24 protein-coding genes are annotated in these 24,558 nt (G+C 64.3%); 14 read left to right on the forward strand and 10 right to left on the reverse strand.

Going from position 1 to position 24,558, the window contains the following annotated elements; genetic code table 11:
• The first annotated feature begins 120 nt into the window (after positions 1 to 120).
• The 10 genes from GCT19_RS15985 to GCT19_RS16030 all read left to right on the forward strand — a co-directional run bounded on the left by GCT19_RS15985 (position 121) and on the right by GCT19_RS16030 (position 8,533).
• Positions 121 to 771, forward strand: coding sequence for a hypothetical protein (locus GCT19_RS15985; protein ID WP_018437651.1), 651 nt, complete (start codon positions 121 to 123; stop codon positions 769 to 771).
• Positions 772 to 790: 19 nt separating this feature from the next.
• Positions 791 to 1,351 (forward strand): TlpA family protein disulfide reductase, encoded by a 561-nt coding sequence (locus tag GCT19_RS15990; protein ID WP_026229111.1) that lies wholly within the window; start codon positions 791 to 793, stop codon positions 1,349 to 1,351.
• Positions 1,352 to 1,560: 209 nt separating this feature from the next.
• Positions 1,561 to 2,016: a type II 3-dehydroquinate dehydratase gene (gene aroQ, locus GCT19_RS15995; protein WP_152852489.1), complete on the forward strand. Its 456-nt coding sequence runs from the start codon at positions 1,561 to 1,563 to the stop codon at positions 2,014 to 2,016.
• 76 nt (positions 2,017 to 2,092) lie between these two features.
• Positions 2,093 to 2,560, forward strand: a complete 468-nt coding sequence (accB, locus tag GCT19_RS16000; protein WP_018437648.1) for an acetyl-CoA carboxylase biotin carboxyl carrier protein — start codon at positions 2,093 to 2,095, stop codon at positions 2,558 to 2,560.
• A 116-nt stretch (positions 2,561 to 2,676) separates the two neighbouring features.
• Positions 2,677 to 4,041: an acetyl-CoA carboxylase biotin carboxylase subunit gene (gene accC / locus GCT19_RS16005; protein WP_013090569.1), complete on the forward strand. Its 1,365-nt coding sequence runs from the start codon at positions 2,677 to 2,679 to the stop codon at positions 4,039 to 4,041.
• 3 nt (positions 4,042 to 4,044) lie between these two features.
• Positions 4,045 to 4,947: a 50S ribosomal protein L11 methyltransferase gene (gene prmA / locus GCT19_RS16010; protein WP_018437647.1), complete on the forward strand. Its 903-nt coding sequence runs from the start codon at positions 4,045 to 4,047 to the stop codon at positions 4,945 to 4,947.
• A 47-nt stretch (positions 4,948 to 4,994) separates the two neighbouring features.
• Entirely contained in the window at positions 4,995 to 6,425 is a 1,431-nt protein-coding gene (locus GCT19_RS16015) for a zinc-ribbon and DUF3426 domain-containing protein (protein WP_152852490.1), read from the forward strand.
• 72 nt (positions 6,426 to 6,497) lie between these two features.
• Positions 6,498 to 6,998, forward strand: coding sequence for a thiol peroxidase (gene tpx, locus GCT19_RS16020; RefSeq protein WP_013090572.1), 501 nt, complete (start codon positions 6,498 to 6,500; stop codon positions 6,996 to 6,998).
• A gap of 94 nt (positions 6,999 to 7,092) precedes the next feature.
• A complete protein-coding gene (locus GCT19_RS16025; RefSeq protein WP_018437645.1) occupies positions 7,093 to 8,031 on the forward strand; it encodes a carbohydrate kinase family protein in 939 nt (312 codons plus the stop codon).
• A 25-nt stretch (positions 8,032 to 8,056) separates the two neighbouring features.
• The gene (locus GCT19_RS16030; RefSeq protein ID WP_013090574.1) at positions 8,057 to 8,533 is read left to right on the forward strand and encodes an outer membrane lipoprotein; all 477 of its coding nucleotides are present in this window, start codon (positions 8,057 to 8,059) and stop codon (positions 8,531 to 8,533) included.
• 238 nt (positions 8,534 to 8,771) lie between these two features.
• Here the strand turns inward: GCT19_RS16030 and GCT19_RS16035 are convergent, their stop codons facing one another.
• The 7 genes from GCT19_RS16035 to GCT19_RS16065 form a co-directional block, all read right to left on the reverse strand.
• The gene (locus GCT19_RS16035; protein WP_013090575.1) at positions 8,772 to 9,398 is read right to left on the reverse strand and encodes a histone H1-like DNA-binding protein; all 627 of its coding nucleotides are present in this window, start codon (positions 9,396 to 9,398) and stop codon (positions 8,772 to 8,774) included.
• Positions 9,399 to 9,427: 29 nt separating this feature from the next.
• Positions 9,428 to 9,745: a hypothetical protein gene (locus GCT19_RS16040; protein ID WP_013090576.1), complete on the reverse strand. Its 318-nt coding sequence runs from the start codon at positions 9,743 to 9,745 to the stop codon at positions 9,428 to 9,430.
• An 87-nt stretch (positions 9,746 to 9,832) separates the two neighbouring features.
• Positions 9,833 to 11,056 carry a ribonucleotide-diphosphate reductase subunit beta gene (locus GCT19_RS16045; RefSeq protein ID WP_018437643.1) on the reverse strand — a complete coding sequence of 408 codons (1,224 nt, stop codon included), beginning with the start codon at positions 11,054 to 11,056 and terminating at the stop codon, positions 9,833 to 9,835.
• Positions 11,057 to 11,641: 585 nt separating this feature from the next.
• Positions 11,642 to 14,647, reverse strand: coding sequence for a ribonucleoside-diphosphate reductase subunit alpha (locus GCT19_RS16050; protein WP_152852491.1), 3,006 nt, complete (start codon positions 14,645 to 14,647; stop codon positions 11,642 to 11,644).
• Positions 14,648 to 15,180: 533 nt separating this feature from the next.
• Positions 15,181 to 15,777, reverse strand: coding sequence for a 1,6-anhydro-N-acetylmuramyl-L-alanine amidase AmpD (gene ampD / locus GCT19_RS16055; RefSeq protein WP_152852492.1), 597 nt, complete (start codon positions 15,775 to 15,777; stop codon positions 15,181 to 15,183).
• Positions 15,774 to 16,076: a PP0621 family protein gene (locus tag GCT19_RS16060; protein WP_018437638.1), complete on the reverse strand. Its 303-nt coding sequence runs from the start codon at positions 16,074 to 16,076 to the stop codon at positions 15,774 to 15,776. Before GCT19_RS16060 ends, ampD begins: the two co-directional genes overlap by 4 nt.
• Before the next feature lie 8 nt (positions 16,077 to 16,084).
• Positions 16,085 to 17,008, reverse strand: a complete 924-nt coding sequence (locus GCT19_RS16065; RefSeq protein WP_152852493.1) for a cytochrome C assembly family protein — start codon at positions 17,006 to 17,008, stop codon at positions 16,085 to 16,087.
• 81 nt (positions 17,009 to 17,089) lie between these two features.
• Here GCT19_RS16065 and ffh point away from each other — a divergent pair, with 81 nt between their 5' ends.
• On the forward strand, positions 17,090 to 18,457 hold the full coding sequence (gene ffh / locus GCT19_RS16070) for a signal recognition particle protein (protein ID WP_013090582.1): 1,368 nt from the start codon (positions 17,090 to 17,092) through the stop codon (positions 18,455 to 18,457).
• 158 nt (positions 18,458 to 18,615) lie between these two features.
• Positions 18,616 to 19,167 carry a hypoxanthine-guanine phosphoribosyltransferase gene (locus GCT19_RS16075; protein ID WP_018437636.1) on the forward strand — a complete coding sequence of 184 codons (552 nt, stop codon included), beginning with the start codon at positions 18,616 to 18,618 and terminating at the stop codon, positions 19,165 to 19,167.
• A 93-nt stretch (positions 19,168 to 19,260) separates the two neighbouring features.
• Here GCT19_RS16075 and GCT19_RS16080 read toward each other — a convergent pair whose 3' ends face one another.
• Positions 19,261 to 19,860: a MarC family protein gene (locus GCT19_RS16080; protein WP_013090584.1), complete on the reverse strand. Its 600-nt coding sequence runs from the start codon at positions 19,858 to 19,860 to the stop codon at positions 19,261 to 19,263.
• 12 nt (positions 19,861 to 19,872) lie between these two features.
• Complete coding sequence (locus GCT19_RS16085) at positions 19,873 to 21,609, reverse strand: proline--tRNA ligase (protein WP_018437635.1); 1,737 nt, start codon at positions 21,607 to 21,609, stop codon at positions 19,873 to 19,875.
• Between the two features lie 299 nt (positions 21,610 to 21,908).
• Here GCT19_RS16085 and GCT19_RS16095 point away from each other — a divergent pair, with 299 nt between their 5' ends.
• Together GCT19_RS16095 and GCT19_RS16100 are read left to right on the forward strand one after the other, a co-directional pair.
• Positions 21,909 to 22,658: an RNA pyrophosphohydrolase gene (locus GCT19_RS16095; RefSeq protein ID WP_013090586.1), complete on the forward strand. Its 750-nt coding sequence runs from the start codon at positions 21,909 to 21,911 to the stop codon at positions 22,656 to 22,658.
• Between the two features lie 77 nt (positions 22,659 to 22,735).
• On the forward strand, positions 22,736 to 23,293 hold the full coding sequence (locus GCT19_RS16100) for a CNP1-like family protein (RefSeq protein ID WP_152852494.1): 558 nt from the start codon (positions 22,736 to 22,738) through the stop codon (positions 23,291 to 23,293).
• A 123-nt stretch (positions 23,294 to 23,416) separates the two neighbouring features.
• Here GCT19_RS16100 and proB read toward each other — a convergent pair whose 3' ends face one another.
• Positions 23,417 to 24,535, reverse strand: coding sequence for a glutamate 5-kinase (proB, locus tag GCT19_RS16105; RefSeq protein WP_152852495.1), 1,119 nt, complete (start codon positions 24,533 to 24,535; stop codon positions 23,417 to 23,419).
• Between the last annotated feature and the right edge of the window lie 23 nt (positions 24,536 to 24,558).

Below are 24,558 nucleotides of genomic sequence, written 5' to 3' on the forward strand. Positions count from 1 at the left end.
TCTGCAAAGGACGCCTATTGTAACCGACACGGCGCGCGCCGCCCCTGCGGGCCACGCCCGGCGCCGCCCCGTCCGGGCCGCCCAACCGCGTCGCCAGGCCCGATCTAGTATGATGCAGGGATGGTCCGCAAATCACATTTCGATCCGCAACGCGTGCGCGAGGAAATCGCGATCGCGGCTGCGCGCATGATTGCCGAGGACGGTCTGGACTACGCCAGCGCGAAGCGCAAGGCGGCCCGGCAGGTCGTCGGCGAGACCCGTGTTGCCGGCGAATGGCTGCCGGATAACGACCAGATCGAAGAAGAAATCCGCGAATATCAGTCGCTGTTCCAGGGCGACAGCCAGCCGGCGCTCTTGCGGCGGCTGCGTGTGATCGCGGTCGACTGGATGGAGCGGCTCGCGCCGTTCAACCCGTATCTGACGGGCGCAGTGCTCGGCGGCACGGCCGGCGAGCACTCGGACGTGCATCTGCAGGTGTTTTGCGACAACCCGAAGGAAGTCGCGATCTACATGCTGAATGCGAACATCCAGTACGACGTGTCTGAAACGCGGCATTTCGCGGGACGTGGCTATGTGGAGACGCTGAGCTTTCTGTGGCGTCCCGCGGACGATCGCAACGCCGAGCCGGTCGGCATCCATGTCGCGCTGTACGAAACCGACGACCTGCGCGGCGCGGTGCGCGCCGACGCGCGCGGCCGCACGGCGCGGGCGAACTTGCAGGCGGTGCAGGCGCTGCTCGACGGCGACCAGGTGCCATCCTTCACCAATTGACCAGATAGAACGGAGCACGATGAACACAAGACGTATGCTGGCGGGCGCGGCCGTCGCGCTGGTCGCTGCAGGCGGCGGCGTGCTGGCCAATCACTGGCTCAATCGCGGTATCGACGTCGCGTACGCGGCGCAGGGCGGGTCACAGCCCGACACCCATGCGAGCCCCGTCCAGCAGCTGTGGAGCGCGCCCGTCACGAATGTCGACGGCAAGCCGCAGTCGCTGAGCCTGCTCAAGGGCCACCCGATCGTCGTCAACTTTTGGGCGTCGTGGTGCGCTCCGTGCGTCGAGGAAATGCCGGCGCTATCGCAAATCCAACGCGAGTACGCGAAGAAGGGCATCCAGTTCGTCGGTCTCGGCGTCGACTCGGAAAAGAACATCCAGACCTTCCTGCAGAAGGTCAAGGTCGCGTACCCCATCTACATCACCGGCTTCGGCGGCGCGGATCTCGCGCGCGCCTTCGGCAACACCGCCGGCGGTTTGCCGTTTACCGTCGTGATCGACGCAAAAGGCAACATCCGCTCGACAAAATTGGGCCAGATCGACCCCGCGGCCCTGCGCCAGACGCTCGATACGCTGTAAATTTCCCCGATTTCCGACGCTGCGCTTTTTGGCATCCGATTCCGTGCAGAACGAGCAAAAATGCACGGATAATCCCCGAATTTGAGTGAAGTTCGGCTCACGGCTGTGCGGCGGCCCAACCCGGCCGCCGCCGCGTACGCGCGCGAAACTAGACAAGTTTCTCTAATCAGCGCTAAAGTGCGCGCAATTCCACGGAAAAAGAAGCGACCATGACGCGCCTGCTGGTACTGCACGGACCCAACCTCAACCTTCTCGGCACCCGAGAACCCGAGGTCTACGGTCGCGTGACCCTGCCGCAGATCGATCAGGCGCTGGCAGACCGTGCAGCCGATGCAGGCGTCGAACTCGCGTCGTTCCAGAGCAATTACGAAGGCGCGTTGGTCGACCGTATTCAGGCGGCCCGCACCGAACAAACCGATTTCATCCTGATCAATCCCGCCGCGTACACGCACACGAGCGTGGCCATTCGGGACGCACTAGCGGGGGTCGGCATCCCGTTCGTCGAGATTCATCTGTCGAACGTGCATCGCCGGGAACCGTTCAGGCATCACTCGTATTTCTCCGACCAGGCAGAGGGCGTAATTTGCGGCCTCGGCTGGAAGGGGTATCTGTACGCGCTCGAATTCGCGTTCGACCGGCTCGCCGCCGGCACGTCGCGCGGCTGAATCCAAACACGTCCAATTTGAGCCGGCTACTGCACTTGCACACGCCGGCACACTACGCATTGAAAGGGGCACCCTGATGGATCTACGTAAACTCAAAACTCTGATCGACCTCGTCTCGGAGTCCGGTATTTCCGAACTCGAAGTGACCGAGGGCGAAGGCAAAGTCCGCATCGTCAAGAATGCGCCGCCGGTTTACGTCCAACCGTCCGCCTCGTACGCCGCACCGCAATTCCCGCAAGCCGCGCCGGCAGCAGTCGAAGCGCCGGCCGCCGCCAGCGCGCCGGCCACGCCGGCAGCCGCCGCGCCGCAGGGTCACGTCGTCACCTCGCCGATGGTCGGCACGTTCTACCGCGCGCCGTCGCCGGGTGCCGATCCGTTCGTGCAGGTCGGCGACACAGTCAAGGAAGGCCAGACCATCTGCATCATCGAAGCGATGAAGCTGCTCAACGAGATCGAGGCGGACAAGTCGGGCGTGGTCAAGGAAATCCTCGTCGAAAACGGCCAGGCGGTCGAGTACGGCCAACCGCTGTTCGTGGTCGGCTAACGCGGCACGCACCATTCGCCGCCCGCGCGCCGTTCGTCCCGAGGCGCGCGACCGATCCTCTGCGGCAGCCAGCGTCGTGACCGACCCGGCGCCCATTGATGAGTCGAAAACCCGCTATGTTTGAAAAAATCCTCATTGCCAATCGTGGCGAGATCGCGCTTCGTATCCAGCGCGCCTGCCGCGAGCTCGGCGTCAAGACGGTCGTCGTCTATTCGGAAGCCGACAAGGAAGCCAAGTACGTGAAGCTCGCCGACGAGGCGGTCTGCATCGGCCCGGCACCGTCGAATCTGAGCTATCTGAACATGCCCGCGCTGATCAGCGCGGCCGAAGTCACCGACGCCGAAGCGATCCACCCCGGCTACGGCTTCCTGTCGGAGAACGCCGACTTCGCCGAGCGCGTCGAGCAGTCCGGCTTCACCTTTATCGGCCCGCGTCCGGAAACGATCCGCATGATGGGCGACAAGGTCACGGCCAAGCAGACCATGATCAAGACCGGCGTGCCCTGCGTGCCGGGTTCGGAAGGCGCGCTGCCGGACGATCCGAAGGAGATCGTGAAGATTGCCCGCCAGATCGGCTATCCGGTCATCATCAAGGCGGCCGGCGGCGGCGGCGGCCGCGGCATGCGCGTGGTGCACACGGAAGCGGCGCTCGTCAACGCGGTCAACATGACCCGCGAGGAAGCCGGCCGCGCGTTCGGCAACCCGCAGGTCTACATGGAGAAATTTCTCGAGAACCCGCGGCACATCGAAATCCAGGTGCTGGCCGACTCGTTCAAGAACGCCGTGTGGCTCGGCGAGCGCGACTGCTCGATGCAGCGCCGTCACCAGAAGGTGATCGAGGAAGCGCCGGCGCCGGGCATCGCGCGCCGTCTGATCGACCGGATCGGCGATCGTTGCGCGGATGCGTGCAAGAAGATGGGCTATCTCGGCGCGGGCACCTTCGAGTTCCTGTATGAAAACGGCGAGTTCTACTTCATCGAGATGAACACGCGCGTGCAAGTCGAGCATCCGGTGACGGAACTGATCACCGGTGTCGACATCGTGCAGGAACAGATCCGCATCGCGGCCGGCGAGAAGCTCGCGTTCCGTCAGCGCGACATCCAGTTCCGCGGCCATGCGATCGAATGCCGGATCAACGCCGAAGATCCGTTCAAGTTCACGCCGTCGCCGGGACGCCTGACGTCGTGGCATATGCCGGGCGGTCCTGGCATCCGCGTCGATTCGCACGCCTACAATGGTTATTTCGTGCCGCCGAACTATGATTCGATGATCGGCAAGCTGATCGCTTACGGCGCCACGCGCGAACAGGCGATCAGCCGGATGCGCATCGCGTTGTCGGAGATGGTGGTCGAAGGCATTCAGACCAACATCCCGCTGCACCGCGAGCTGATGCTCGACGCGAAGTTCGTCGAAGGCGGCACCAGCATCCACTACCTCGAAAACCGGTTGGCCGCGCGTCAGCAGGTCGCAGAAGAAGCGTAAGTCATGAGTTATCGGGAACTGGTCGCGGAACTGGCGCGCGAGCACGCTGAGGAGTTGTCCGACGCGCTGCTCGAACTGGGCGCGCTGTCGGTGTCGGTCGAAGACGCCGACGCCGACACGCCCGACGAGCAGCCGCTGTTCGGCGAGCCCGGTCTCACGCCGGATCGCACGGCGTGGCAGCATTCGCGCGTGATCGCACTGCTCGCGCCGGAGCATGATCCGGCCGTGCTGCTGACCGCCGCGGCCAACGAAATCGGACTCGAAACCGCGCCGGCCTATACCGTGCGCGAGGTCGAGGAGCAGGACTGGGTGCGGCTCACGCAGTCGCAATTCGATCCGATCCAGATCGGCGAGCGCATCTGGGTCGTGCCGTCGTGGCACGATGCGCCGGACCCCGACGCACTCGTGCTCGAACTCGATCCGGGCCTCGCGTTCGGCACCGGCAGCCACCCCACCACGCGTCTGTGCATGGAGTGGATCGAGCAGTCGATCAAGCCCGGCCAGTCCGTGCTCGACTACGGCTGCGGCTCGGGCATCCTTGCGATTCTCGCGAAGAAGTGCGGCGCCGATCCGGTGATCGGCATCGACATCGATCCGCAGGCGGTCGAATCGGCGCGTCACAATAGCGAGCGCAATCACGCCGAAGTGACCTACGGCCTGCCCGATGCCTGCCCGGCCGGCGAATTCGATGTCGTGGTCGCGAACATCCTGTCGAATCCGCTGAAGCTGATGGCGTCGATGCTGTCGTCGAAGGTGAAGCCGGGCGGCCGCATCGCGCTGTCGGGCATTCTCGCGCGCCAGGCCGACGAAGTCGCGCAGGTCTACGCGCGCTGGATCGATATCAGCGTGTGGCGCGAACATGAAGGTTGGGTGTGCCTCGCCGGAACGCGTCGCGAAAGCAATTAGAATAAGGCGTATTGTCAACCTAACGGCCTCTGGCTCAACGGCTCGATATGCACCTGGCGACGCGTTGCCCCTTCTGCGAAACTGTCTTCCGTCTGCAACCGGCGCAGCTTGCTCAGCGCCGCGGCCTCGTGCGGTGCGGGCATTGTCAGGAAGTCTTCGACGCGTCGAGCAGTCTGTTCGACGTCTCCGAAGGCGGCGATTTTTCCACGGCCAAGCCGGTTGCCGCCGCGGCGGCGATCGAAGCGCTGTCGGGAGTGCGGCAACCAGGCCCGGACTCCAGTGGCGACGCATGGGCCCCGGGAGCACCGGCTCCGGAACAGGACTCCACCAGCATTTCCCGCAGCACGCTCGATAGCCGTTTGCGCGACCACGCGAGCAGCGTGCCGCTCGCGCCGCTGCCGCTTGGCGGCACCGGGCACGCCACCGTCACATCCGGCGCTCCGCGCCAGACCGAACCTGAATTGCCCGCTGGCGCTTTCTCGGCGCCACTACCCGCGGACGATGAGCCGACGCTGGCCGACGCGCCGCTCGAACCGTTCGCCTATCCCGCCGACGACGCGGTCGATGAACCGCCTGTCGTCCCGCCCTCCGCGCCTGCTGCCCCACCGCGAGTCGACGACGAAGCGCCGCGCGTCGAAGACGAAGCGCCGCGCGTCTGGCACAAGGTCGAACGCCCCGAGCCGTCCATGCTCGACGAACGCGCGCGGCGCGGGCCAGCAAGCCTGCATGGCATGCGCGACAACGAACCGCACTTCGGTGCGGCCGGCTTAGGCGCGACGGGCTTAGGTGCGGCTGGCTTCGGCGCGGCCGGTGCGGACGCGGCCGGCTTCGGCGCCGCCGCGGGCGCTTCCGGCGCCGGCGGTCCCGGCGGCCCGCGCCCGCCGGGCGGTCCTTCGTCCGCCCCATCGAGCGGCGAGCCGTTCTCGGTCAATCCCCCAATCAGCGCTGGCGACGATCCGTTCCCGGTGATGCGCGAAACCCGCCCGGTGGACGCCGGACGCGTCGGCTGGATCGTGGCCGGCGTGGTGCTCGCCGCGCTGCTCGTCATTGCGCTGCTCGCGCAACTCGCGTGGTGGCAACGCGAGACCATCATGGTCAACGTGCCGCGCTCGCAGATCCTGTATGCGCAGGCCTGCGCGCATCTCGGCTGTCAACTGACGCCGCCGCACGACATCGAAGGCCTGCTGGTCGAGCCCTCCGATCTGCGGCAGATCGACGGCCCGCACAAGCTCGAGCTGAAGATGCCGCTGCACAATCGCCTGAACATCGCGCTCGCCTATCCCGCGATCGAACTCACGCTGCTCGACGATCAGAACAACGTCGCGGTACGGCGCGTGCTGTGGCCGCAGGATTACGTGCCGCCCGGCACCGTGATCGCGGCCGGCCTGCCCGCGCATGCGACGCAGACGATGATCGTGCACCTCGACACCGGCACCGCGATCGCCTCCAATTTTCGCGTACAGATTTTTTATCCGTAACGCACCCTCGCGCGCCCGCTCCCGAGCGGGCGCATCATTGTCGTCACTGACGCCCTTTTCGGAGCACAACACATGAGTCAAGTCACGCTGGGTGGCAACCCGATCGAAGTAAGCGGTACGTTCCCGTCGGTCGGCCAGCAGGCCGCCGCGTTCTCGCTGGTCGGCAAGGACCTGAAGCCGCTGACGCTCGCCGACTTCGCCGGCAAGCGCAAGGTGCTCAACATCGTCCCGAGTCTCGACACGCCGACCTGCGCGACGTCGACGCGCAAGTTCAACGAAGCCGCCGCGAAGCTCAGCAACACGGCCGTGATCGTCGTGTCGGGCGACCTGCCGTTCGCGGCGTCGCGCTTCTGCACGACCGAGGGCATCGAGAACGTGGTGACTGCGTCGACGTTCCGCGGCCACGAGTTCGCGCAAGCGTACGGCGTCGACGTGACGAGCGGCCCGCTGACCGGCCTGACCGCGCGCGCGGTCGTCGTGCTCGACGAGAACGACAAGGTCCTGCACGCAGAACTGGTCGGCGAGATCAAGAACGAACCGAACTACGACGCAGCGCTCGCCGCGCTGAAGTAAGCCCTCTTGCGCACGAACGACAGCGCCGCGCCTCGCGCGGCGCTGTCGGCGCAGCGCGTCTTTTCCCCACCGCTTTCATACAGGAACGCTCGCCTTGGCTACGCTCATCTGCGGCTCGCTCGCGTACGACAACATCATGACCTTCGAAGGCCGCTTTCGGGAGCACATCCTGCCGGAGCAGGTCCACATCCTGAACGTAAGCTTTCTCGTGCCGACCATGCGTCGCGAGTTCGGCGGCTGCGCGGGCAACATCGCGTATGCGCTGAATCTGCTCGGCGGCGACGCGCGCATCATGGGCGCGATCGGCGCCGTCGACGCGCAGCTTTATCTGGACCGGCTCGCAGAGCTCGGCCTGTCGACGGAAAACGTGCTCGTCGTACCCGACACCTACTCGGCGCAGGCGATGATCACGACCGACCTCGAGAACAACCAGATCACCGCGTTCCATCCGGGCGCGATGATGCAGTCGCATCAGAATCGCGCCGACGAAGTGAAAGGCCTGACGCTCGGCATCGTCGCGCCGGACGGCTATGACGGCATGGTTCAACACTCCGAACAGCTGGCCGCCGCGGGCGTGCCGTTCATCTTCGATCCGGGCCAGGGTTTGCCGCTGTTCGACGGCGAGACGCTGCGGCGCGTCATTGAACTTGCTACCTATGTAGCGGTCAACGATTACGAAGCCGCGCTGGTGAGCAACAAGACCGGCTGGTCGATCGAACAGATCGCCAGCAAGGTCGATGCGCTGATCATCACGCTCGGCGAGAAGGGTGCTCAGATCCATCACGGCGGCGGTATCGAAGAGATCCCGGCGGTCACGGCCAGGCGAGTGCTCGATCCCACCGGTTGCGGCGACGCATTTCGCGGCGGCCTGCTCTACGGTATCGAGAAGGGCCTCGGCTGGGCCACGACCGGCCGTCTTGCCAGCCTGATGGGCGCATTGAAGATCGAGCATCAAGGCCCGCAAAACTACGCGCCCAGCCGGGCGGAAATCAACGAGCGGTTCAAGCAGGCCTTCGGATACGACCTGCACTGATATCGCGTGCTATGGGAGTTTGGGAATGAGAACCTCGAGTCGCCTGATCGTCGCCACCTTGATCGCCGGTTCGCTGGCCATGTCGGGGTGTGCGGTCAACAGCAGCTCTCCCGACGTTTTCACCGCCTCACAGGCGCAGCGTGAACAGACGGTTCGGATGGCCACGGTGGAGAGCGTGCGCGCGGTGCGGATCAGCACGAACGAAGGTCAGCCGATCGGCATCGGCGCACTCGGCGGCGCCGCGCTCGGCGCGCTCGCCGGCACTGCGTTCGGCGGCGGACGTGGCCAGGTCGCGACGGGTATCGTCGGCGGCATCGGCGGTGCGGTCGCCGGCAATGCGATCGAAAACCGCGTCGCGATGCGCGACGGCATCGAAATCACCGTGCGGCTCGACAACGGCGACATGCGCGCCATCACCCAAACTGCCACCGGCGAAATCTTCCGCGCCGGCGATCGCGTGCGGCTGCTGTCGAGCGGCGGCGTCACGCGCGTCACGCACTAGCGCAGTTTCCCTCCCGCGCGGCCGCGCGTAGTTCAGCGCCGCGACGACGACATCACACGCATGCGCCCTCACGGGTCCATGCGTGTTTTTCTTTCTGGGCGACGGGCAAAAAAAACCCGCCACCGGCACACCGGCAACGGGACATTGACCGGGTGGCGCTCGCAACAGCTCGAGCACGACCCGGTCATCCGACACATCGTGCGATGCGTCGACGTACAGCTACTGCTACTGCTACTGCTTACGGACGGCTGCCCGTCGGGAACGGCCATGCCGCTGCCGGGTTCAGCGCGGTCTTCACCGTCGCCGCCGGTGCGCTCGAGACAGCAGGCGCAGCGGGAGCAGGCGCGGCCTTCTTGGCGACAGCCTTCTTCGCAGGCGCAGCCTTCTTCGCAGGTGCGGCGGCCTTCTTCGCGGCAGCCTTCTTGGCAGGTGCAGCTTTCTTGGCTGCAGCCTTTTTCGCAGGCGCGGCCTTCTTGGCAGCGGTCTTCTTCGCCGCGGCCTTCTTCGCCGGTGCTGCCTTCTTCGCTGCGGCCTTCTTCGCCGGTGCTGCCTTCTTCGCTGCGACCTTCTTCGCTGCGACCTTCTTCACCGCGGCTTTCTTCGCCGGTGCTGCCTTCTTCGCCGCGACCTTCTTGGCTGCGACCTTCTTCGCCGCGACCTTCTTCACTGCGGCTTTCTTCGCCGGTGCTGCCTTCTTCGCCGCGACCTTCTTCGCTGCAACCTTCTTCGCTGCGACCTTCTTCACTGCGACCTTCTTCGCGGCGACTTTCTTGGCCGGAGCAGCCTTCTTAGCCGGAGCAGCCTTCTTGGCTGCGGTCTTCTTTGCTGCGGTCTTCTTGGCCGCGGCTTTCTTTGCAGTTGCCATCATTTTCTCCTTCAGGTTTTCAGATGAGGTCAGTTCAAACTACACCCTTCGTCAAAACCCGCTTCCCGCGGACGCTTCTCAGGGCGCGCGCTACGAAGCGGGCTATTCATCGGCGTACGCAGGTGCGGCGCGCTTACGCTAATGAATGCGGTAAGGCGCGCCGTGCCCCAAGGCACCGCGCGCCAAATCTGGTCGGCGTCGCGAGGCGACGCCGGCAATTGCTTGATCGGGCCGCCGGCAACGACGCCAGCGGCTTTTTCCGGGGGGAAGTTTGCCCATCCCACTGAAGGGTCCGCAAAGTGCCTGTCATGTTTGTGGGCCGTCAAGGCACCGGGCACGCTTTGCATCAGGCCGTTCTGCTCCTAACCCGGGGCGCCGCGGCCACAGGCGGCGGCATCCCCATCAATGAAACCATCCGCGACGCGAATCCCGGCTCACTCCCAGGAAAGCGCACCGCCAGTCTGATATTCGATCACTCGCGTCTCGAAGAAATTGCGTTCTTTCTTCAGGTCGATCATCTCGCTCATCCACGGGAACGGGTTTTCCTCGTTCGGGTACAGCGGATCGAGACCGATCTGCTGGCAACGACGGTTGCAGATGAAGCGCAGATAGCTCTTGAACATCGACGCGTTGAGGCCGAGCACGCCGCGCGGCATCGTATCTTCGGCGTAGCGGTATTCGAGCTCGACCGCCTGCTGGAAGATCGCGCGAATTTCGGCGCGAAACTCAGCCGTCCACAGGTGCGGGTTTTCGAGTTTGATCTGGTTGATCAGGTCGATGCCGAAGTTGCAGTGCATCGACTCGTCGCGCAGGATGTACTGGTACTGCTCCGCCGCGCCGGTCATCTTGTTCTGGCGGCCGAGCGCCAGGATTTGCGTAAAGCCGACGTAGAAGAACAGGCCTTCCATCACACAGGCGAACACGATCAGCGAGCGCAGCAGCGTCTGGTCTGCTTCGAGCGTACCGGTCTTGAAGGCCGGGTCGGTCAGCACGTGGATGTACGGAATCAGGAATTCGTCTTTCGCGCGGATCGACGGGACCTCGTGATACGCGTTGAAGATTTCGCCCTCGTCGAGACCGAGCGACTCGACGATGTACTGGTAAGCATGCGTGTGGATCGCCTCTTCGAACGCCTGGCGCAGCAGGAACTGGCGGCATTCGGGCGCCGTGATGTGGCGGTAGGTGCCCAGCACGATGTTGTTGGCGGCGAGCGAGTCGGCCGTCACGAAGAAGCCCAGGTTGCGCTTGACGATGCGGCGCTCGTCTTCGGTCAGCCCGTTCGGGTCTTTCCACAGGGCGATGTCGCGCGACATGTTCACTTCCTGCGGCATCCAATGGTTGGCACAACCCGCCAGATACTTTTCCCAGGCCCACTTGTACTTGAACGGCACCAGCTGATTGACGTCAGTCTGGCCGTTGATGATGCGCTTGTCGGCGACATTGACGCGCGCTTCGGAAGCAGCCGCCGCGTTGCCAGCATGAGCGACGGGAGCGACAGCGATGTCGTTCGCGAAGACTTCTTGAGCGGAGGGAGCATGAGGAGCGGAACGCGTTCCGATTTGCGAACCCACAGCCGACCCCGCAGCGTTGCGCAACACGTTCGGTTGCGTCGCGCTCGAGGGAGTTACGGCAGTGATCTCGTCATCCCAGTTGAGCATAAATGTCACCATCAATTTAGAACGGTTTGTACCATCTTTTCACGAGCGATAAAAGAGCTCACTCGCGAAAATTCCTGTTTTCGATTCGCGTTGCTACGTTCATACAACACTTTGTTCGACACGCTTCGTGCGACTCATGCAGTAACGCATCGAGTGACGCGTGATGAACGCGTGTTGAACATGTGTTGCCGAGGTCCTTCGCGAACTCGAAGAGCAACGTTTCGACACGACGTTTCGTTGCTCTATCTATATGTATTGCGCAGTGCGCTCGCGGCATCCGCCGACTGATCGATGGACCGATCGATGCCGCGCGAATCGCTCATCGCGAGAGTCGGCGGTGAGCCGCGTTGAGCATGTTGCGTCAGCGTTGGCGGGTGAGGTGCGATGCCATGTCGAGCGATCGTCTGGTGTTGCCAACTGCTGTGTTGCTTCTCTGCATCGACGAGCGGTGAGGCTTCGATACCGCTCACCGCTCATCGACCTGCTTCTACTTCATCAACGGGGCGCGTCGCTCGCCGCCTGCGGGTCTCCACCTACGACCCTCGTGTGCAGTTAGCAAGCATCGCTCCCGCTGCTTGCCTCTAGTTACTGGCAAGCCTCGCACTCGTCGAAGCCGGGATCGCCAGGACGCATCATGCAGACCGGACCATCCGCTTCGGGTGCCGCTTCGACTGCCACCGCGGCAGTCGCTGCCTGGAAGCCGCCGTTCACGCCGCCCGCCACACCACCCGTCGAGCCGCCCACACCGAAGCCGCCTGCCGCGCCGCCTGCGCCGCCCGAGCCGTCATGACCCGAGCTCACCGCGTTCAGCGCGCCGTGCGCGACCGTCGATTTCTCGACGTGCGTCGCCGCCATCGTGCGCAGGTAGTAGGTGGTCTTCAAACCGCGCAGCCATGCGAGCTTGTAGATCTCGTCGAGCTTCTTGCCCGATGCGCCCGCCATGTAGATGTTCAGCGACTGCGCCTGGTCGATCCACTTCTGACGACGCGAGGCCGACTCGACGAGCCACACCGGATCGACTTCGAAAGCGGTCGCGTAGATCGCGCGCAGGTCGGCCGGGATGCGGTCGATGCGCGAAAGCGTGCCGTCGAAGTACTTCAGGTCGGCGACCATCACTTCGTCCCACAGGCCGCGCGCCTTCAGGTCGCGCACCAGGTAGTCGTTGACCACCGTGAACTCGCCCGACAGGTTCGACTTCACGTACAGGTTCTGATAGGTCGGCTCGATGCACGCCGACACGCCGATGATGTTCGAGATCGTCGCGGTCGGCGCGATCGCCACGCAGTTCGAGTTGCGCATGCCGTAGGTCGCGATGCGCGAGCGCAGCGCGGGCCAGTCCATCGACTCGCTCGAATCCACCTCGACATAACCGCCGCGCGCTTCGGCGAGCAGCGCCACCGAATCTTGCGGGAGGATGCCGCGATCCCACAGCGAGCCGCGGTAGCTCGAGTAGCGGCCGCGCTCTTCGGCAAGCTCGGTCGACGCGTAGTACGCGTAGTAGCAAACCGCTTCCATCGAGCGATCGGCGAACTCGACCGCTTCGGGCGACGCGTACGGCGTGCGCAGCACGTGCAGGCAGTCCTGGAAGCCCATGATGCCGAGGCCGACCGGACGGTGCTTCAGGTTCGAGTTGCGCGCCTTGGCGACCGCGTAGTAGTTGATGTCGATCACGTTGTCGAGCATGCGCATCGCGACGCTGATCGTGCGCTTGAGCTTGTCGTGGTCGAGCGCCACCGTGCCGTCGGCCTGTTCCTTCAGGTGCGCGACGAGGTTCACCGAGCCGAGGTTACAAACGGCGATTTCGGCGTCGCTCGTATTCAGCGTGATTTCCGTGCACAGGTTCGACGAGTGGACGACGCCGACGTGCTGCTGCGGCGAGCGCACGTTGCACGGGTCCTTGAACGTGATCCACGGATGGCCGGTTTCGAACAGCATGCCGAGCATCTTGCGCCACAGCTGCGCCGCCGGGATCTTCTTGAACAGCTTGATCTCGCCGCGCGCGACCTTGTCTTCGTAAGCTGTGTAAGCCGTTTCGAACTCGGCGCCGAACTTGTCGTGCAGATCCGGGCAGGTGGACGGCGAGAACAGCGTCCAGTCGCCGCCTTCCATCACGCGCTTCATGAACAGGTCGGGAATCCAGTTCGCGGTGTTCATGTCGTGCGTGCGACGACGGTCGTCGCCGGTGTTCTTGCGCAGCTCCAGGAATTCTTCGATGTCGAGGTGCCACGATTCAAGGTACGCGCACACCGCGCCCTTGCGCTTGCCGCCCTGGTTCACCGCGACCGCCGTGTCGTTGACGACCTTCAGGAACGGCACCACGCCCTGCGACTTGCCGTTGGTGCCCTTGATGTGCGAGCCGAGCGCGCGCACACGCGTCCAGTCGTTGCCGAGACCGCCAGCGAACTTCGACAGCAGCGCGTTTTCCTTCAGCGCTTCGTAGATGCCGTCGAGGTCGTCGTCGACCGTGGTCAGGTAGCACGACGACAGCTGCGAGCGGCGCGTGCCCGAGTTGAACAGCGTCGGCGTCGAGCTCATGAAGTCGAAGCTCGACAGCACGTTGTAGAACTCGATCGCGCGCGCTTCGCGGTCGATCTCGTTCAGCGACAGACCCATCGCGACACGCATAAAGAATGCCTGCGGCATTTCGATACGGACGTTGTCGTGATGCAGGAAGTAGCGGTCATACAGCGTCTGCAGACCGAGGTAGCCGAATTGCAGGTCGCGGTTCGCGTCGAGCGCGGCACCGAGACGCTTCAGGTCGAACTGCAGCAGCTTGTCGTCGAGCAGCTCGGCTTGCACGCCGCGCTTGATGAACTGCGGGAAGTACTCGGCGTAGCGCTCGCCCATTTCGGCTTGCGTGACTTCTTCTTCGAGGATCTCGCGGCGGATCGTGTGCAGCAGGATGCGCGCGGTGACCTGGCTGTAGGCCGGGTCCTTTTCGATCATCGTGCGGGCAGCGAGGATGGCCGAGTCATATACCTGGCTCATCGGCACACCGTCGTACAGGTTCTTCACCGTTTCCGCGACGATCGGCTCGGCGCTCACCGCGTCGCCGAGGTTCGCGCACGCGGACTCGATGATGCCGCGCAGCGCGGCCATGTCCAGCGGACGCGTGATGCCGTTGTCGGTCACGTTCAGGCCCGGCGTGCTCGCGGCATCTGCGTGGTCGTCATGCGCGCGCGCCTGGTTGCGCTTCTCGCGATACAGCACGTAAGCACGCGCGACGTTGTGTTCGCCGCCGCGCATCAGCGCGAGTTCGACCTGATCCTGAATGTCTTCGATATGGAACGTGCCGCCGTTCGGACGGCTGCGCAGCAGCGCGCGCACCACGTTCTGCGTGAGTTGCTCGACCAGTTCGCGCACCCGTGCCGACGCCGCGCCCTGACCACCGTTGACGGCGAGGAACGCCTTCGTCACGGCGATCGCGATTTTCGACGGCTCGAACGACACCACGGTGCCGTTGCGGCGGATCACCTTGTAGTCGGCGTAGTTCGCTTGCGGCGCGAGCGACTGTGCGCCTTGAGTCTGGCCGAACGCCTGGCCAGTCGGTGAGCCCTCGTACCGGGTCGTCACGTTGTCGGTGGTTTGCATTTGCAAAGCTCCTGGTCTTGGAAATGGCGGCGGGTGCCGCGGATTAAATCGAACGCCGCGCCGTCGCGTGCGCGAGCGATGAGGTGCAGGAAGGCCGGCTACGCCGGTTGGCGGGATGCAACTGCGAGGAAGCCTGGTTCGATTTGATGACGGTCTTCATCGGGTCGGTCGCGATCACTGGCTGGTCCTTTCCTGAATGCTTCTGGATGCGGCCGGAGATCCCCCAACGGCTGCGCCCCAGGAATTTTTTTCGCTGTCTGGAATGCTTGCGGCGCCGTGCTCGGGGAGCGGGGCGCCGCAGACTTATCCACTCTTATTCACTCGGTTATGCACATGGTTATTCACAGCACAACACAAGATATAGTGCGAAACTCAGTTGTCGGCACCAAGTATAGTGGAGATTCGAGACAGGTCAAACCGTTTTATTTGCGTTCGAAGTCTTGACTTTTGCGTCGCGCGACGCGCATAAGCTCCGCGGAGAAGCAGGCTGCGCCTCGTTCTCTGCGGATCACGCAAGATCGTGCGAAGGGGGATTACCGCGTTTCGGAAAACTTGAGATAGGGGAAATACCGAGCGTCGAGCAACGTGTCGCGTTGCAGCCGCGGCCACTCGAAATGTGGACCGGGATCGGTCTTGCGACCGGGTGCGATGTCGGAGTGTCCGGCAAGCGCGTCGATCGGATAACGCGCCTTCAGTGCGATCACGAGCGCGGCGAGTGTGCGGTATTGCGCCGCTTCGAAGGCGGTGGTGTCGCTGCCTTCCAGTTCGATGCCGATCGAGAAGTCATTGCAGCGCTCGCGGCCGAAAAAATTCGACGGTCCCGCGTGCCATGCGCGCTCATTGCAGGACACGAACTGCTCTAGCGCGCCGTCGCGATGAATCACGAAATGCGGGGACACACGCACGCCGCGCAGATGCGAGTCGTAGTACGGGTGAGCGTCGCAGTCGAGCGTGTTCTGGAACAGCTCGGCAATCGCGGTGCCGCCGAACTCGTTCGGCGGCAGGCTGATGTTGTGAACGACGATCAGCGTCGGCACCGCGCCTTGCGGCCGCGCTTCGAAGTTCGGCGAGGGGAGCTTGCGTGCGGCGGGAACCCAGCCGTCGACATCGACGGTGAAGACGTCGCTCATCGGGCGTCGCGGCCGCTCGGACGCGCGCCGTGGCGCTGCGCGTGCGCGGCGCAGCAGAACGCCTGCCCCGCGACGCTGACCGAGTCGCTCTTCGGTGCGTGCACGCCGCACTCGACGCAGCGAATCATCGGTTCGGCGAGCTGCGGCTGTTGTCCATTCGAAGAACGCGCGCCGCCATTCGCGGCGCCGGCACCGTCGGCGCCGCGGGCGCCGGTGCGTTGCGCGTCGTGGCGGCGCAGCGCCTTAACGAGCCACTGACCGACGATGAACAGCAGAATCAGCAAAACGATTTGTCGCATGGGGACACTCACACTACAGGCCGGTGCAACAGCACCTCTAAAACGAAACGGCTGCCGACGTACGCGAGCAACAACGCGACGAACGAGGCCAGCACCCAGCGCAATGCCGCTCGGCCGCGCCAGCCGGACACCTTGCGCGCGGTCAGTAGCGCGCCGAACATCACCCACGAAAGAATCGCGAACACGGTCTTGTGATCGAGCCGCAACGCGCGGTCGAGCAGCTGCTCGCTGAACAGGATGCCCGACAGCAGCGTCAGCGTGAGCAGCACGAAGCCGGCGCCGATCAGACGAAACAGCAGCTTCTCGAGCGTGAGCAGCGGCGGCAGCGTGTCGAGCCAGCTCGACCACCAGCCGTTGCCGGCCGACGCGTGTCGCTGCGCGAGAGCGCCGCGCATCGAATGCAAACGCCGCTCGACCGCCAGCATCAGCACGGCGTGTAACGCGGCGATCGCGAACAGACCGTACGCGATGTTCGCTATCAGGAAGTGCAGCTTGAACATCGGCGCGGCCGCATACGGCAGCACGCGCACGCCGCCGAACGCGAGCGGCAGCAGCGACGCGGCGCACGCGAGCGGCAACACCAGCAGGCGCAGTCCGTCGAGCGGGAAGAAGAAGCTTTCGATCCAGTAGATGCCGGCACCGAGCCAGAACATCGCCGACAGCGCGAACGCGAAGCCGAACACCATCGCGTTCTGCGGGAAGATCGTGGTATGCAGCAGTACGCCGTGAGCGAGCAGCGCGACGAATAACAGCGCGCGCCCGGGCGCGCTCATGCCGGAGGCCACCAGAGCGCCCGCGTGGGCGGCTTGATCGGGCAGCGGCGGCACGCTCTCGAGCAGCGGACGCACGGCCGCGTGCCGGTGCGAGCGCCAGCCGGCCACGGCGAGGCCGCCGTAGAGAAGCGCGGTGAGGGCATACAGTACAATATCCATATTCGAAGTTTACACTAGGGCCCTTCCCCGCGACGCCTTCCGCTTCGCGCGCTGCGCGGGCCCCACCGTTCATCGCTCCCCATGCTCGACAATCTGACTCAACGGATGGCGCGCGTCGTCAAGACGCTGCGCGGCGAAGCCCGGCTCACCGAGGCGAACACCCAGGAAATGCTGCGCGAGGTGCGTCTCGCACTGCTCGAGGCCGACGTGGCGCTGCCCGTCGTGCGCGAGTTCATCGCGAAGGTCAAGGAGAAGGCGCTTGGCGAGGAAGTGATCTCCAGCCTGTCGCCGGGTCAGGCGCTCGTCGGCGTGGTGCAGCGCGAGCTGACCGCGGTGATCGGCGGTGACTACGAAGGCAAGGCCTCCGAGCTCAATCTCGCCGTCACGCCGCCCGCGATCATCCTGATGGCGGGTCTGCAGGGTGCCGGTAAAACGACCACGGTCGGCAAGCTCGCGAAGCTGCTGCGCGAGAAGTACAAGAAGAAGGTGCTGACGGTTTCGTGCGACGTCTATCGTCCCGCCGCTATCGCGCAGCTGAAAACGGTGACCGAGCAGGTCGGCGCGGACTTCTTCCCGTCGGAGCCGAACCAGAAGCCGGTCGACATCGCGCGCGCCGCGGTCGACTGGGCCAAGCGCCACTATCACGACGTGCTGCTCGTCGACACGGCCGGCCGTCTCGGTATCGACGAAGCGATGATGAACGAAATCGCCGCGCTGCACGCCGAGCTGAAGCCGGCGGAAACGCTGTTCGTCGTCGACGCGATGCTCGGTCAGGACGCGGTCAACACCGCTAAGGCGTTCAGCGACGCGCTGCCGCTCACCGGTGTGGTACTGACCAAGCTCGACGGTGATTCGCGCGGCGGCGCGGCGCTGTCGGTGCGTCATGTGACGGGCAAGCCAGTCAAGTTCGTGGGTGTCGCCGAAAAGCTCGACGGCCTCGAAGTTTTCCACCCCGACCGCATGGCGAGCCGGATTCTCGGCATGGGCGACATTCTCGCGCTCGTCGAGGAAGCGCAGCGCGGCGTCGACGTGCAGGCCGCGCAGAAGCTCGCCGACAAGGTCAAGAAAGGCGGCGACTTCGACCTCAACGATTTCCGCGCGCAGCTCTCGCAAATGAAGGGTATGGGCGGCTTGTCGTCGCTGATGGATAAGCTACCCGCGCAGTTCCAGCAGGCCGCAGCCGGCGCCGACATGAGTCAGGCCGAGAAGCAGATGCGCCGCATGGAAGGCATCATCAACTCGATGACGCCGACCGAGCGCGCCAAACCCGAGTTGATCAAGGCGACCCGCAAGCGTCGCATCGCCGCGGGCGCGGGCGTGCAGGTACAGGAAGTCAACCGCATGCTGAACCAGTACGAACAGATGCGCACGATGATGAAGAAGCTCAAGGGCGGCAACCTGCAGAAGATGATGCGCGGCATGAAGGGCATGATGCCCGGCATGCGCTAAGCTTGATGGGACCGGCGCGCGCTCGCGCCGATGCGCGGCGCGGCTGACTTCGGCATCGTGCGGGTTTATTCTGTAGCGCATCGCGTCGTCCCTCGCGGGAACGTCCCTCGGGATGTTGCCACCCACACTATGTATACAGTTATCGGCCGTCAGACGTCATGAACCGCGAAGAAGCCCTGCAGATTTTTCAACATTCCGAAGAGATCGTTTCGGCCTCGGACGTCACTGCGTCGATCGCCCGCATGGCGGCCGCCATCCGCGACGAGATGAGCGAGGACTTCCCGCTCGTCCTGTCGGTGATGGGCGGCGCCGCGGTGTTCACCGGCATGTTGCTGCCGCACCTCGATTTCCCGCTCGAATTCGACTACATCCACCTGACGCGCTACCGCAATACGACGAAGGGCAGCAACGAGATGCAATGGCGCGTCGCGCCGGCCGAGTCGGTCAAGGATCGGGTGGTGCTCGTGCTCGACGACATCCTCGACGAAGGCGAGACGATGGCGGCGATCCGCGACCGCATCCTCGCGATGGGTGCGAAGCGCTTCCTGTCCGCGGTGCTGTGCGAGAAGATCATTCCAAAGGCGAAGCCGCTGCGTCCCGATTACTGCGGCTTCGAAGTGCCGGACCGGTACGTGTTCGGCTGCGGGATGGATGCGAAGGGTTACTGGCGCAACCTGCCGACCATTCGGGCGTTGACCGAGGGGGCGTGAGCGGCGCATCCGCGTCCCGGCGAAAAAAAAGCAGCCTGCCTGGCTGCTTTTTTTATGGCTGCAACGCTGGCCGCTCGGGCACCGGTTTCCGGTTCAAAGCTTGTGCACGAAAGAGCGAATGCCGCCGAGCATCATCTCGACTGAAATCGCGACGAGCACGAGCCCCATCAGCCGCTCGAACGCCGCCATCACCCGTTCACCGAGCCACGCCTGAATGCGCTCGGCGAGCATCAGTACGATCGCGCAGATGATCATCGTGACGGTCAGCGCGCCGACCCACTCGAACGTCTGGCCCGGCGCCTGCGAAGTCAGCAGCATGACCGTCGCCAATGCCGACGGACCCGCCAGTGCCGGAATCGCGAGCGGCACGATCAGCGGCTCGCCGCCGCGCGCGTCGCCGCCGAATGGACCATCCGGATGCGGAAACACCATGCGCAGCGCGATCAGAAACAGCACGATGCCGCCGCCGATCCGCAGCGACTGGTCACTCAGGCTCATCATGCGCAGAAAGCTCTGCCCGAGCACCATGAACACCAGCAGGATCGCAAACGCGATCGCGACCTCGCGCAGGATCACGACCGTGCGGCGCTCCGGCGACACCCCGCGCAGACAGCTAATGAAGATCGGGATGTTGCCGAGCGGATCGGTGATCAGGATCAGCAGCACCGTCGCGGACAGGAAGGTGTACTCCACTGCCCGCTCCGCTTAGTTCGCGAGCGCGGCGCGCACTTTGTCGATCACGGTCTGCGCGGCGTCCGCGACCGGCAGCAGCGTCGCTTCGGCGTCGCGGCGGCCCTGATACTCGATCTTGCCGTCCTTCAGCCCGCGGTCGCCGATCACCAGCCGATGCGGCACGCCGATCAGCTCCCAGTCGGCGAACATCACGCCCGGACGCTCGCCGCGATCGTCGAGGATCACGTCGATGCCGGCCGCGGCCAGTTCCGCGTACAGCTTGTCGGCCTGCTCACGCACCGCGTCGCTGCGGTCATAGCCCATCGGGCACAGCACGACTTCGAACGGTGCGATCGACTCCGGCCAGATGATGCCCTTGTCGTCGAAATTCTGTTCGATCGCGGCGCCGAGAATACGCGTGACGCCGATGCCGTAACAGCCCATTTCCATCGGCTGCGGCTTGCCGGTTTCGTCGAGGCAGGTCGCGTTCATCGCTTCGGAATACTTGGTGCCGAGCTGGAACACGTGGCCCACTTCGATGCCGCGGCAGATGTCGAGCACGCCCTTGCCGTCCGGCGACGGATCGCCCTTCTTCACGTTGCGGATGTCGGCGACGACCGGCTCCGGCAGGTCGCGGCCCCAGTTCACGCCGGTGGTGTGATAGTCGACCTCGTTCGAGCCGACCACGAAATCGCTCATGTTCGCGACCGTGCTGTCCGCGATTACCTTGACCGGCTTCTTCGTGTTGATCGGGCCGAGATAGCCCGGCGGCGTGCCGAACGTCTCGATGATCTCGGCTTCGGTCGCCATGCGGAAGTCGGCGAGACCGGGCAGCTTGCCGACCTTGATCTCGTTCAGGTCGTGGTCGCCGCGCAGCATCAGCAGCCAGATGGTCGGCTCGGCGCCTTCGTTTTCGGTGGCGAGAATGACCGACTTGATCGTGCGCTCGAGCGGAATGTTCAGCAGTTCGGCGACCGCCTCGCACTTCGCCTTGCCGGGCGTCGCGGTCTTTTTCAATTCCTCGGCGGGCGCGGCGCGTTGCGCGATCAGCGGCAACGCGTCGGCGGCCTCGACGTTCGCGGCGAAATCGGAACTCGGGCAATAGGCAATCGCGTCTTCGCCAGTGTCGGCGATCACGTGGAACTCATGCGAGCCGCTGCCGCCGATCGAACCGTTGTCCGCCGCCACCGCACGGAACTCGAGGCCGAGGCGCGTGAAGATGCGCACGTACGCGTCGTACATCTTGCGATACGACTCGCGCAGACCCTCCGCGTCCTTGTCGAACGAGTACGCGTCTTTCATGATGAACTCGCGGCCGCGCATCACGCCGAAACGCGGACGGATCTCATCGCGGAACTTCGTCTGGATCTGATAGAAGTTGACCGGCAGCTGGCGATAGCTCTTGATCTGGTTGCGCGCGATGTCGGTGACGACTTCCTCGTGCGTCGGACCCAGCACGAAGTCGCCCTGGCGGCGGTCCTTGAAGCGCAGCAGCTCGGGACCGTACTTCTCCCAGCGGCCCGATTCCTGCCACAGTTCGGCCGGCTGCACGGCCGGCATCAACAGCTCGATGGCGCCAGCCCGGTTCATTTCCTCGCGCACGATCGCTTCCACCTTGCGGATCGAACGCAGGCCGACCGGCAGGTAGTTATAGATACCGCCCGCGACGCGGCGGATCATGCCCGCGCGCACCATGAGCTTGTGGCTGATGATTTCGGCGTCGGCGGGCGCTTCTTTGAGGGTGCCGATAAAGAAACGGGAAGCTTTCATTCAAGGTGTCCAAAAGCGGCGGCTTCCGGTGGGACCGCCAGAAAAGGTGAAAACATGGGGAAAATCGACACAGATCAGCGGCGAAGCCAGCGGGGTTCCCCCGACTGGCGGCACCCTGTCCCCGTGCGGCGCCGAAACCGCCGCGCAAAGCCTCTCGCAAGGGATCGGGCACGGAAAACCGACAGGCTACCGCAAACACGGCTGTTGCGGCGAATCGCGGCAATCTCATGCGATTCGGTGCGTAGGGTCCGTTATCTGTTTATAATCAAAGCAATTTTAAAGGATTCGAAGGTGGTTGTATGCTGGATCGTGAAGGCTTTCGCCCGAACGTCGGCATCATCCTCTTGAACGCGCACAACGAGGTGTTTTGGGGCAAACGGCTCCGTGAACATTCCTGGCAGTTTCCGCAAGGGGGCATCAAATATGGCGAGACCCCCGTGCAAGCGATGTATCGGGAGTTACACGAAGAGACCGGACTGCTTCCTGAGCACGTCAAGGTGATCGGTCGCACGCGCGACTGGTTGCGTTATGAGGTGCCTGACAAGTTCATCAAGCGCGAAGTACGCGGTCATTACCGCGGCCAGAAACAAATCTGGTTTTTGCTCCGGATGGTAGGACGCGACTGCGACATCTGTTTGCGCGCCACCGACCACCCTGAGTTCGATGCGTGGCGTTGGAACGAGTATTGGGTACCGCTCGACTGTGTGATCGAGTTCAAGCGGGATGTGTATCAGTTGGCGCTGACGGAGCTGTCCCGTTTCATGCGCCGGCCTGCGCCGCGTGCGGAAAAACCTGGCGGGCATCATGGATCGCGTTATCCGCGGATAGCGTCGTCGATGCAAAGCCCACCAGATTCCACGGTAAGCACGGTGGTCACCACCGTCACAACCGTAAGTTCGGTCAGCGTCGAGACTTCGACGCGCGTGCTGGTCGTGCCGGATTGCGGTCCCGGCTCACCGGATGCGAACATCGCCCCGGAGCATGAGCGCGAAACGGCCGAAGCCGACGAGGCCGTCGCCCCGATAGTCCGACGAGGCGTGCGCGATTGACCATTCAAAGGCGGCGGCTCGCGCCGCCTCTCGCTGGCGCGGCTTTCGAGCCGCGTCCGTCTTTCGAGGGAATCATATTGAAAGTATTTGCACTCGCCGTGGCGTGCGTCGCCACCGGCGCCCTGCTGGCAGGCTGTTCGAGCGCCGGCAAACCGACCAACAAAGACGACAGCGCGTTCGTCTATCTGCTGGATCGCAAAAGCAACTGGGTTGAAAACAAGGTCGACACGTTGCCGCCGCTGCCCACTGACGCGAACCTTCTGCCGTTCGAGGTCTCCGGCAATACGCCGCTCCAGTTCGCGATCGACCCGAAATCGGTCAGCGTCGGCGACGACGGTGTCGTGCGTTACACGGTGGTCGTCACGAGCCCGGGCGGCGCGCGCAACGTCAATTACGAGGGCATCCGCTGCGACACGTATGAATGGCGTCAATACGCGGGCCTGAACGCCGATCACGACGGTTGGGACACGACGGTCGCGAACCAGTTTTCGCGCATCGAAAACGGCGCGCTGAACGCGTATCAGGCCGCGCTGTATCAGGACTATATGTGCGCGAACAAGATTCCGACCGGCAGCGCGCAGCGCATCGTCGAGAACATTCGTTACAAGCGCACGCAGACGTCGCAGATTCATTGAGGCAGGTCACGCGGCGCGCACCCGATTCAGGCGCCGTTGCTTGTGCGTGACGAAAAAAAGCCGTTCCAGCCTGTGCTGGAACGGCTTTTTTGTCGGCTCTTTGCGCGCGCGCAGTCCGAAAGATCAAAGCAGCACGAGATTGTCGCGATGAATCAGCTCGGGCTCGAGCATATAGCCGAGCACCGACTCGATTTCGCCGCTCGGACGCCGCTGGATCAGCCTGGTTTCCGCGCTGCTGTAGTTCGTCAAACCACGTGCGACTTCGCGGCCCGACGCGCTCAGACACGCGATCACCTCGCCGCGCGCGAAAGCGCCCTGCACGCCGACGATGCCGATCGGCAGCAGGCTCTTCCCACCGGCGGTCAGTTTTTCGACCGCTCCATCGTCGATCACGACGTGGCCGCGCACCTGCAGGTGATCCGCCATCCATTGCTTGCGCGCCGCCATGCGCGCGGTGCGCGCAATCAGCTGCGTGCCGATCGCCTCACCGGCCGCCAGTCTCAGCAGCACGTCCGCCTCGCGCCCACTCGCGATCACCGTATTGGCACCGCTATGGGCTGCGCGCTTCGCGGCAAGAATCTTGGTCAGCATGCCGCCGCGGCCGAGGCTCGAGCCCGCGCCGCCCGCCATCGCCTCGAGATCGGGCGCGCCGGCGTCGGCTTGCTGGACGAGCGTCGCGTTCGGGTTCTTGCGCGGATCGGCGGTGAAGAGTCCTTGCTGGTCCGTCAGAATGATCAGTGCATCGCCTTCGATCAGATTGGCGACCAGCGCGCCGAGCGTGTCGTTGTCGCCGAACTTGATCTCGTCAGTGACGACCGTATCGTTCTCGTTGATGATCGGTACAACTCCGAGCCGCAGCAGCGTAAGCAGCGTGGAGCGCGCATTCAGATAGCGCTCGCGGTCGGCGAGGTCGGCGTGAGTAAGCAGGATCTGCGCAGTCTGGATGGAGTGCTCGGCGAAGCGGCTTTCGTACACTTGCGCGAGGCCCATTTGGCCGACTGCCGCGGCCGCCTGCAATTCATCGATTTCACGCGGCCGCTTCGTCCAGCCGAGCCGCTGCATGCCCTCGGCGATTGCGCCCGAACTGACCAGCACCACTTCCTGGCCCTGCGCGCGCAGTGCGGCAATTTGTGCGGCCCAGCGGCCGATCGCCGCATGATCGAGGCCGCGCCCATCGTTCGTGACGAGGCTCGAACCGACTTTGACGACCAATCGCCGTGAAGCTGCGATGACGGAACGCATTGTGCGCTGTCTCCCAAGATGAC

The organism is Paraburkholderia atlantica (genome assembly GCF_009362785.1).
Lineage (GTDB): Bacteria > Pseudomonadota > Gammaproteobacteria > Burkholderiales > Burkholderiaceae > Paraburkholderia > Paraburkholderia atlantica.

Bases quoted from the DNA above. Each gene is read 5' to 3' on its own strand.
- tpx (WP_013090572.1), top strand. From the start codon at position 6,498: ATGAGTCAAGTCACGCTGGGTGGCAACCCGATCGAAGTAAGCGGTACG.
- GCT19_RS16065 (WP_152852493.1), bottom strand. From the start codon at position 17,008: ATGGATATTGTACTGTATGCCCTCACCGCGCTTCTCTACGGCGGCCTC.
- GCT19_RS16095 (WP_013090586.1), top strand. From the start codon at position 21,909: ATGCTGGATCGTGAAGGCTTTCGCCCGAACGTCGGCATCATCCTCTTG.
- GCT19_RS16075 (WP_018437636.1), top strand. From the start codon at position 18,616: ATGAACCGCGAAGAAGCCCTGCAGATTTTTCAACATTCCGAAGAGATC.
- GCT19_RS16015 (WP_152852490.1), top strand. From the start codon at position 4,995: ATGCACCTGGCGACGCGTTGCCCCTTCTGCGAAACTGTCTTCCGTCTG.
- accB (WP_018437648.1), top strand. From the start codon at position 2,093: ATGGATCTACGTAAACTCAAAACTCTGATCGACCTCGTCTCGGAGTCC.
- proB (WP_152852495.1), bottom strand. From the start codon at position 24,535: ATGCGTTCCGTCATCGCAGCTTCACGGCGATTGGTCGTCAAAGTCGGT.
- GCT19_RS15985 (WP_018437651.1), top strand. From the start codon at position 121: ATGGTCCGCAAATCACATTTCGATCCGCAACGCGTGCGCGAGGAAATC.
- GCT19_RS16045 (WP_018437643.1), bottom strand. From the start codon at position 11,056: ATGCTCAACTGGGATGACGAGATCACTGCCGTAACTCCCTCGAGCGCG.
- ffh (WP_013090582.1), top strand. From the start codon at position 17,090: ATGCTCGACAATCTGACTCAACGGATGGCGCGCGTCGTCAAGACGCTG.
- prmA (WP_018437647.1), top strand. From the start codon at position 4,045: ATGAGTTATCGGGAACTGGTCGCGGAACTGGCGCGCGAGCACGCTGAG.
- GCT19_RS15990 (WP_026229111.1), top strand. From the start codon at position 791: ATGAACACAAGACGTATGCTGGCGGGCGCGGCCGTCGCGCTGGTCGCT.
- ampD (WP_152852492.1), bottom strand. From the start codon at position 15,777: ATGAGCGACGTCTTCACCGTCGATGTCGACGGCTGGGTTCCCGCCGCA.
- GCT19_RS16035 (WP_013090575.1), bottom strand. From the start codon at position 9,398: ATGGCAACTGCAAAGAAAGCCGCGGCCAAGAAGACCGCAGCAAAGAAG.
- GCT19_RS16060 (WP_018437638.1), bottom strand. From the start codon at position 16,076: ATGCGACAAATCGTTTTGCTGATTCTGCTGTTCATCGTCGGTCAGTGG.
- GCT19_RS16085 (WP_018437635.1), bottom strand. From the start codon at position 21,609: ATGAAAGCTTCCCGTTTCTTTATCGGCACCCTCAAAGAAGCGCCCGCC.
- GCT19_RS16040 (WP_013090576.1), bottom strand. From the start codon at position 9,745: ATGCAAAGCGTGCCCGGTGCCTTGACGGCCCACAAACATGACAGGCAC.
- GCT19_RS16030 (WP_013090574.1), top strand. From the start codon at position 8,057: ATGAGAACCTCGAGTCGCCTGATCGTCGCCACCTTGATCGCCGGTTCG.
- accC (WP_013090569.1), top strand. From the start codon at position 2,677: ATGTTTGAAAAAATCCTCATTGCCAATCGTGGCGAGATCGCGCTTCGT.
- aroQ (WP_152852489.1), top strand. From the start codon at position 1,561: ATGACGCGCCTGCTGGTACTGCACGGACCCAACCTCAACCTTCTCGGC.
- GCT19_RS16050 (WP_152852491.1), bottom strand. From the start codon at position 14,647: ATGCAAACCACCGACAACGTGACGACCCGGTACGAGGGCTCACCGACT.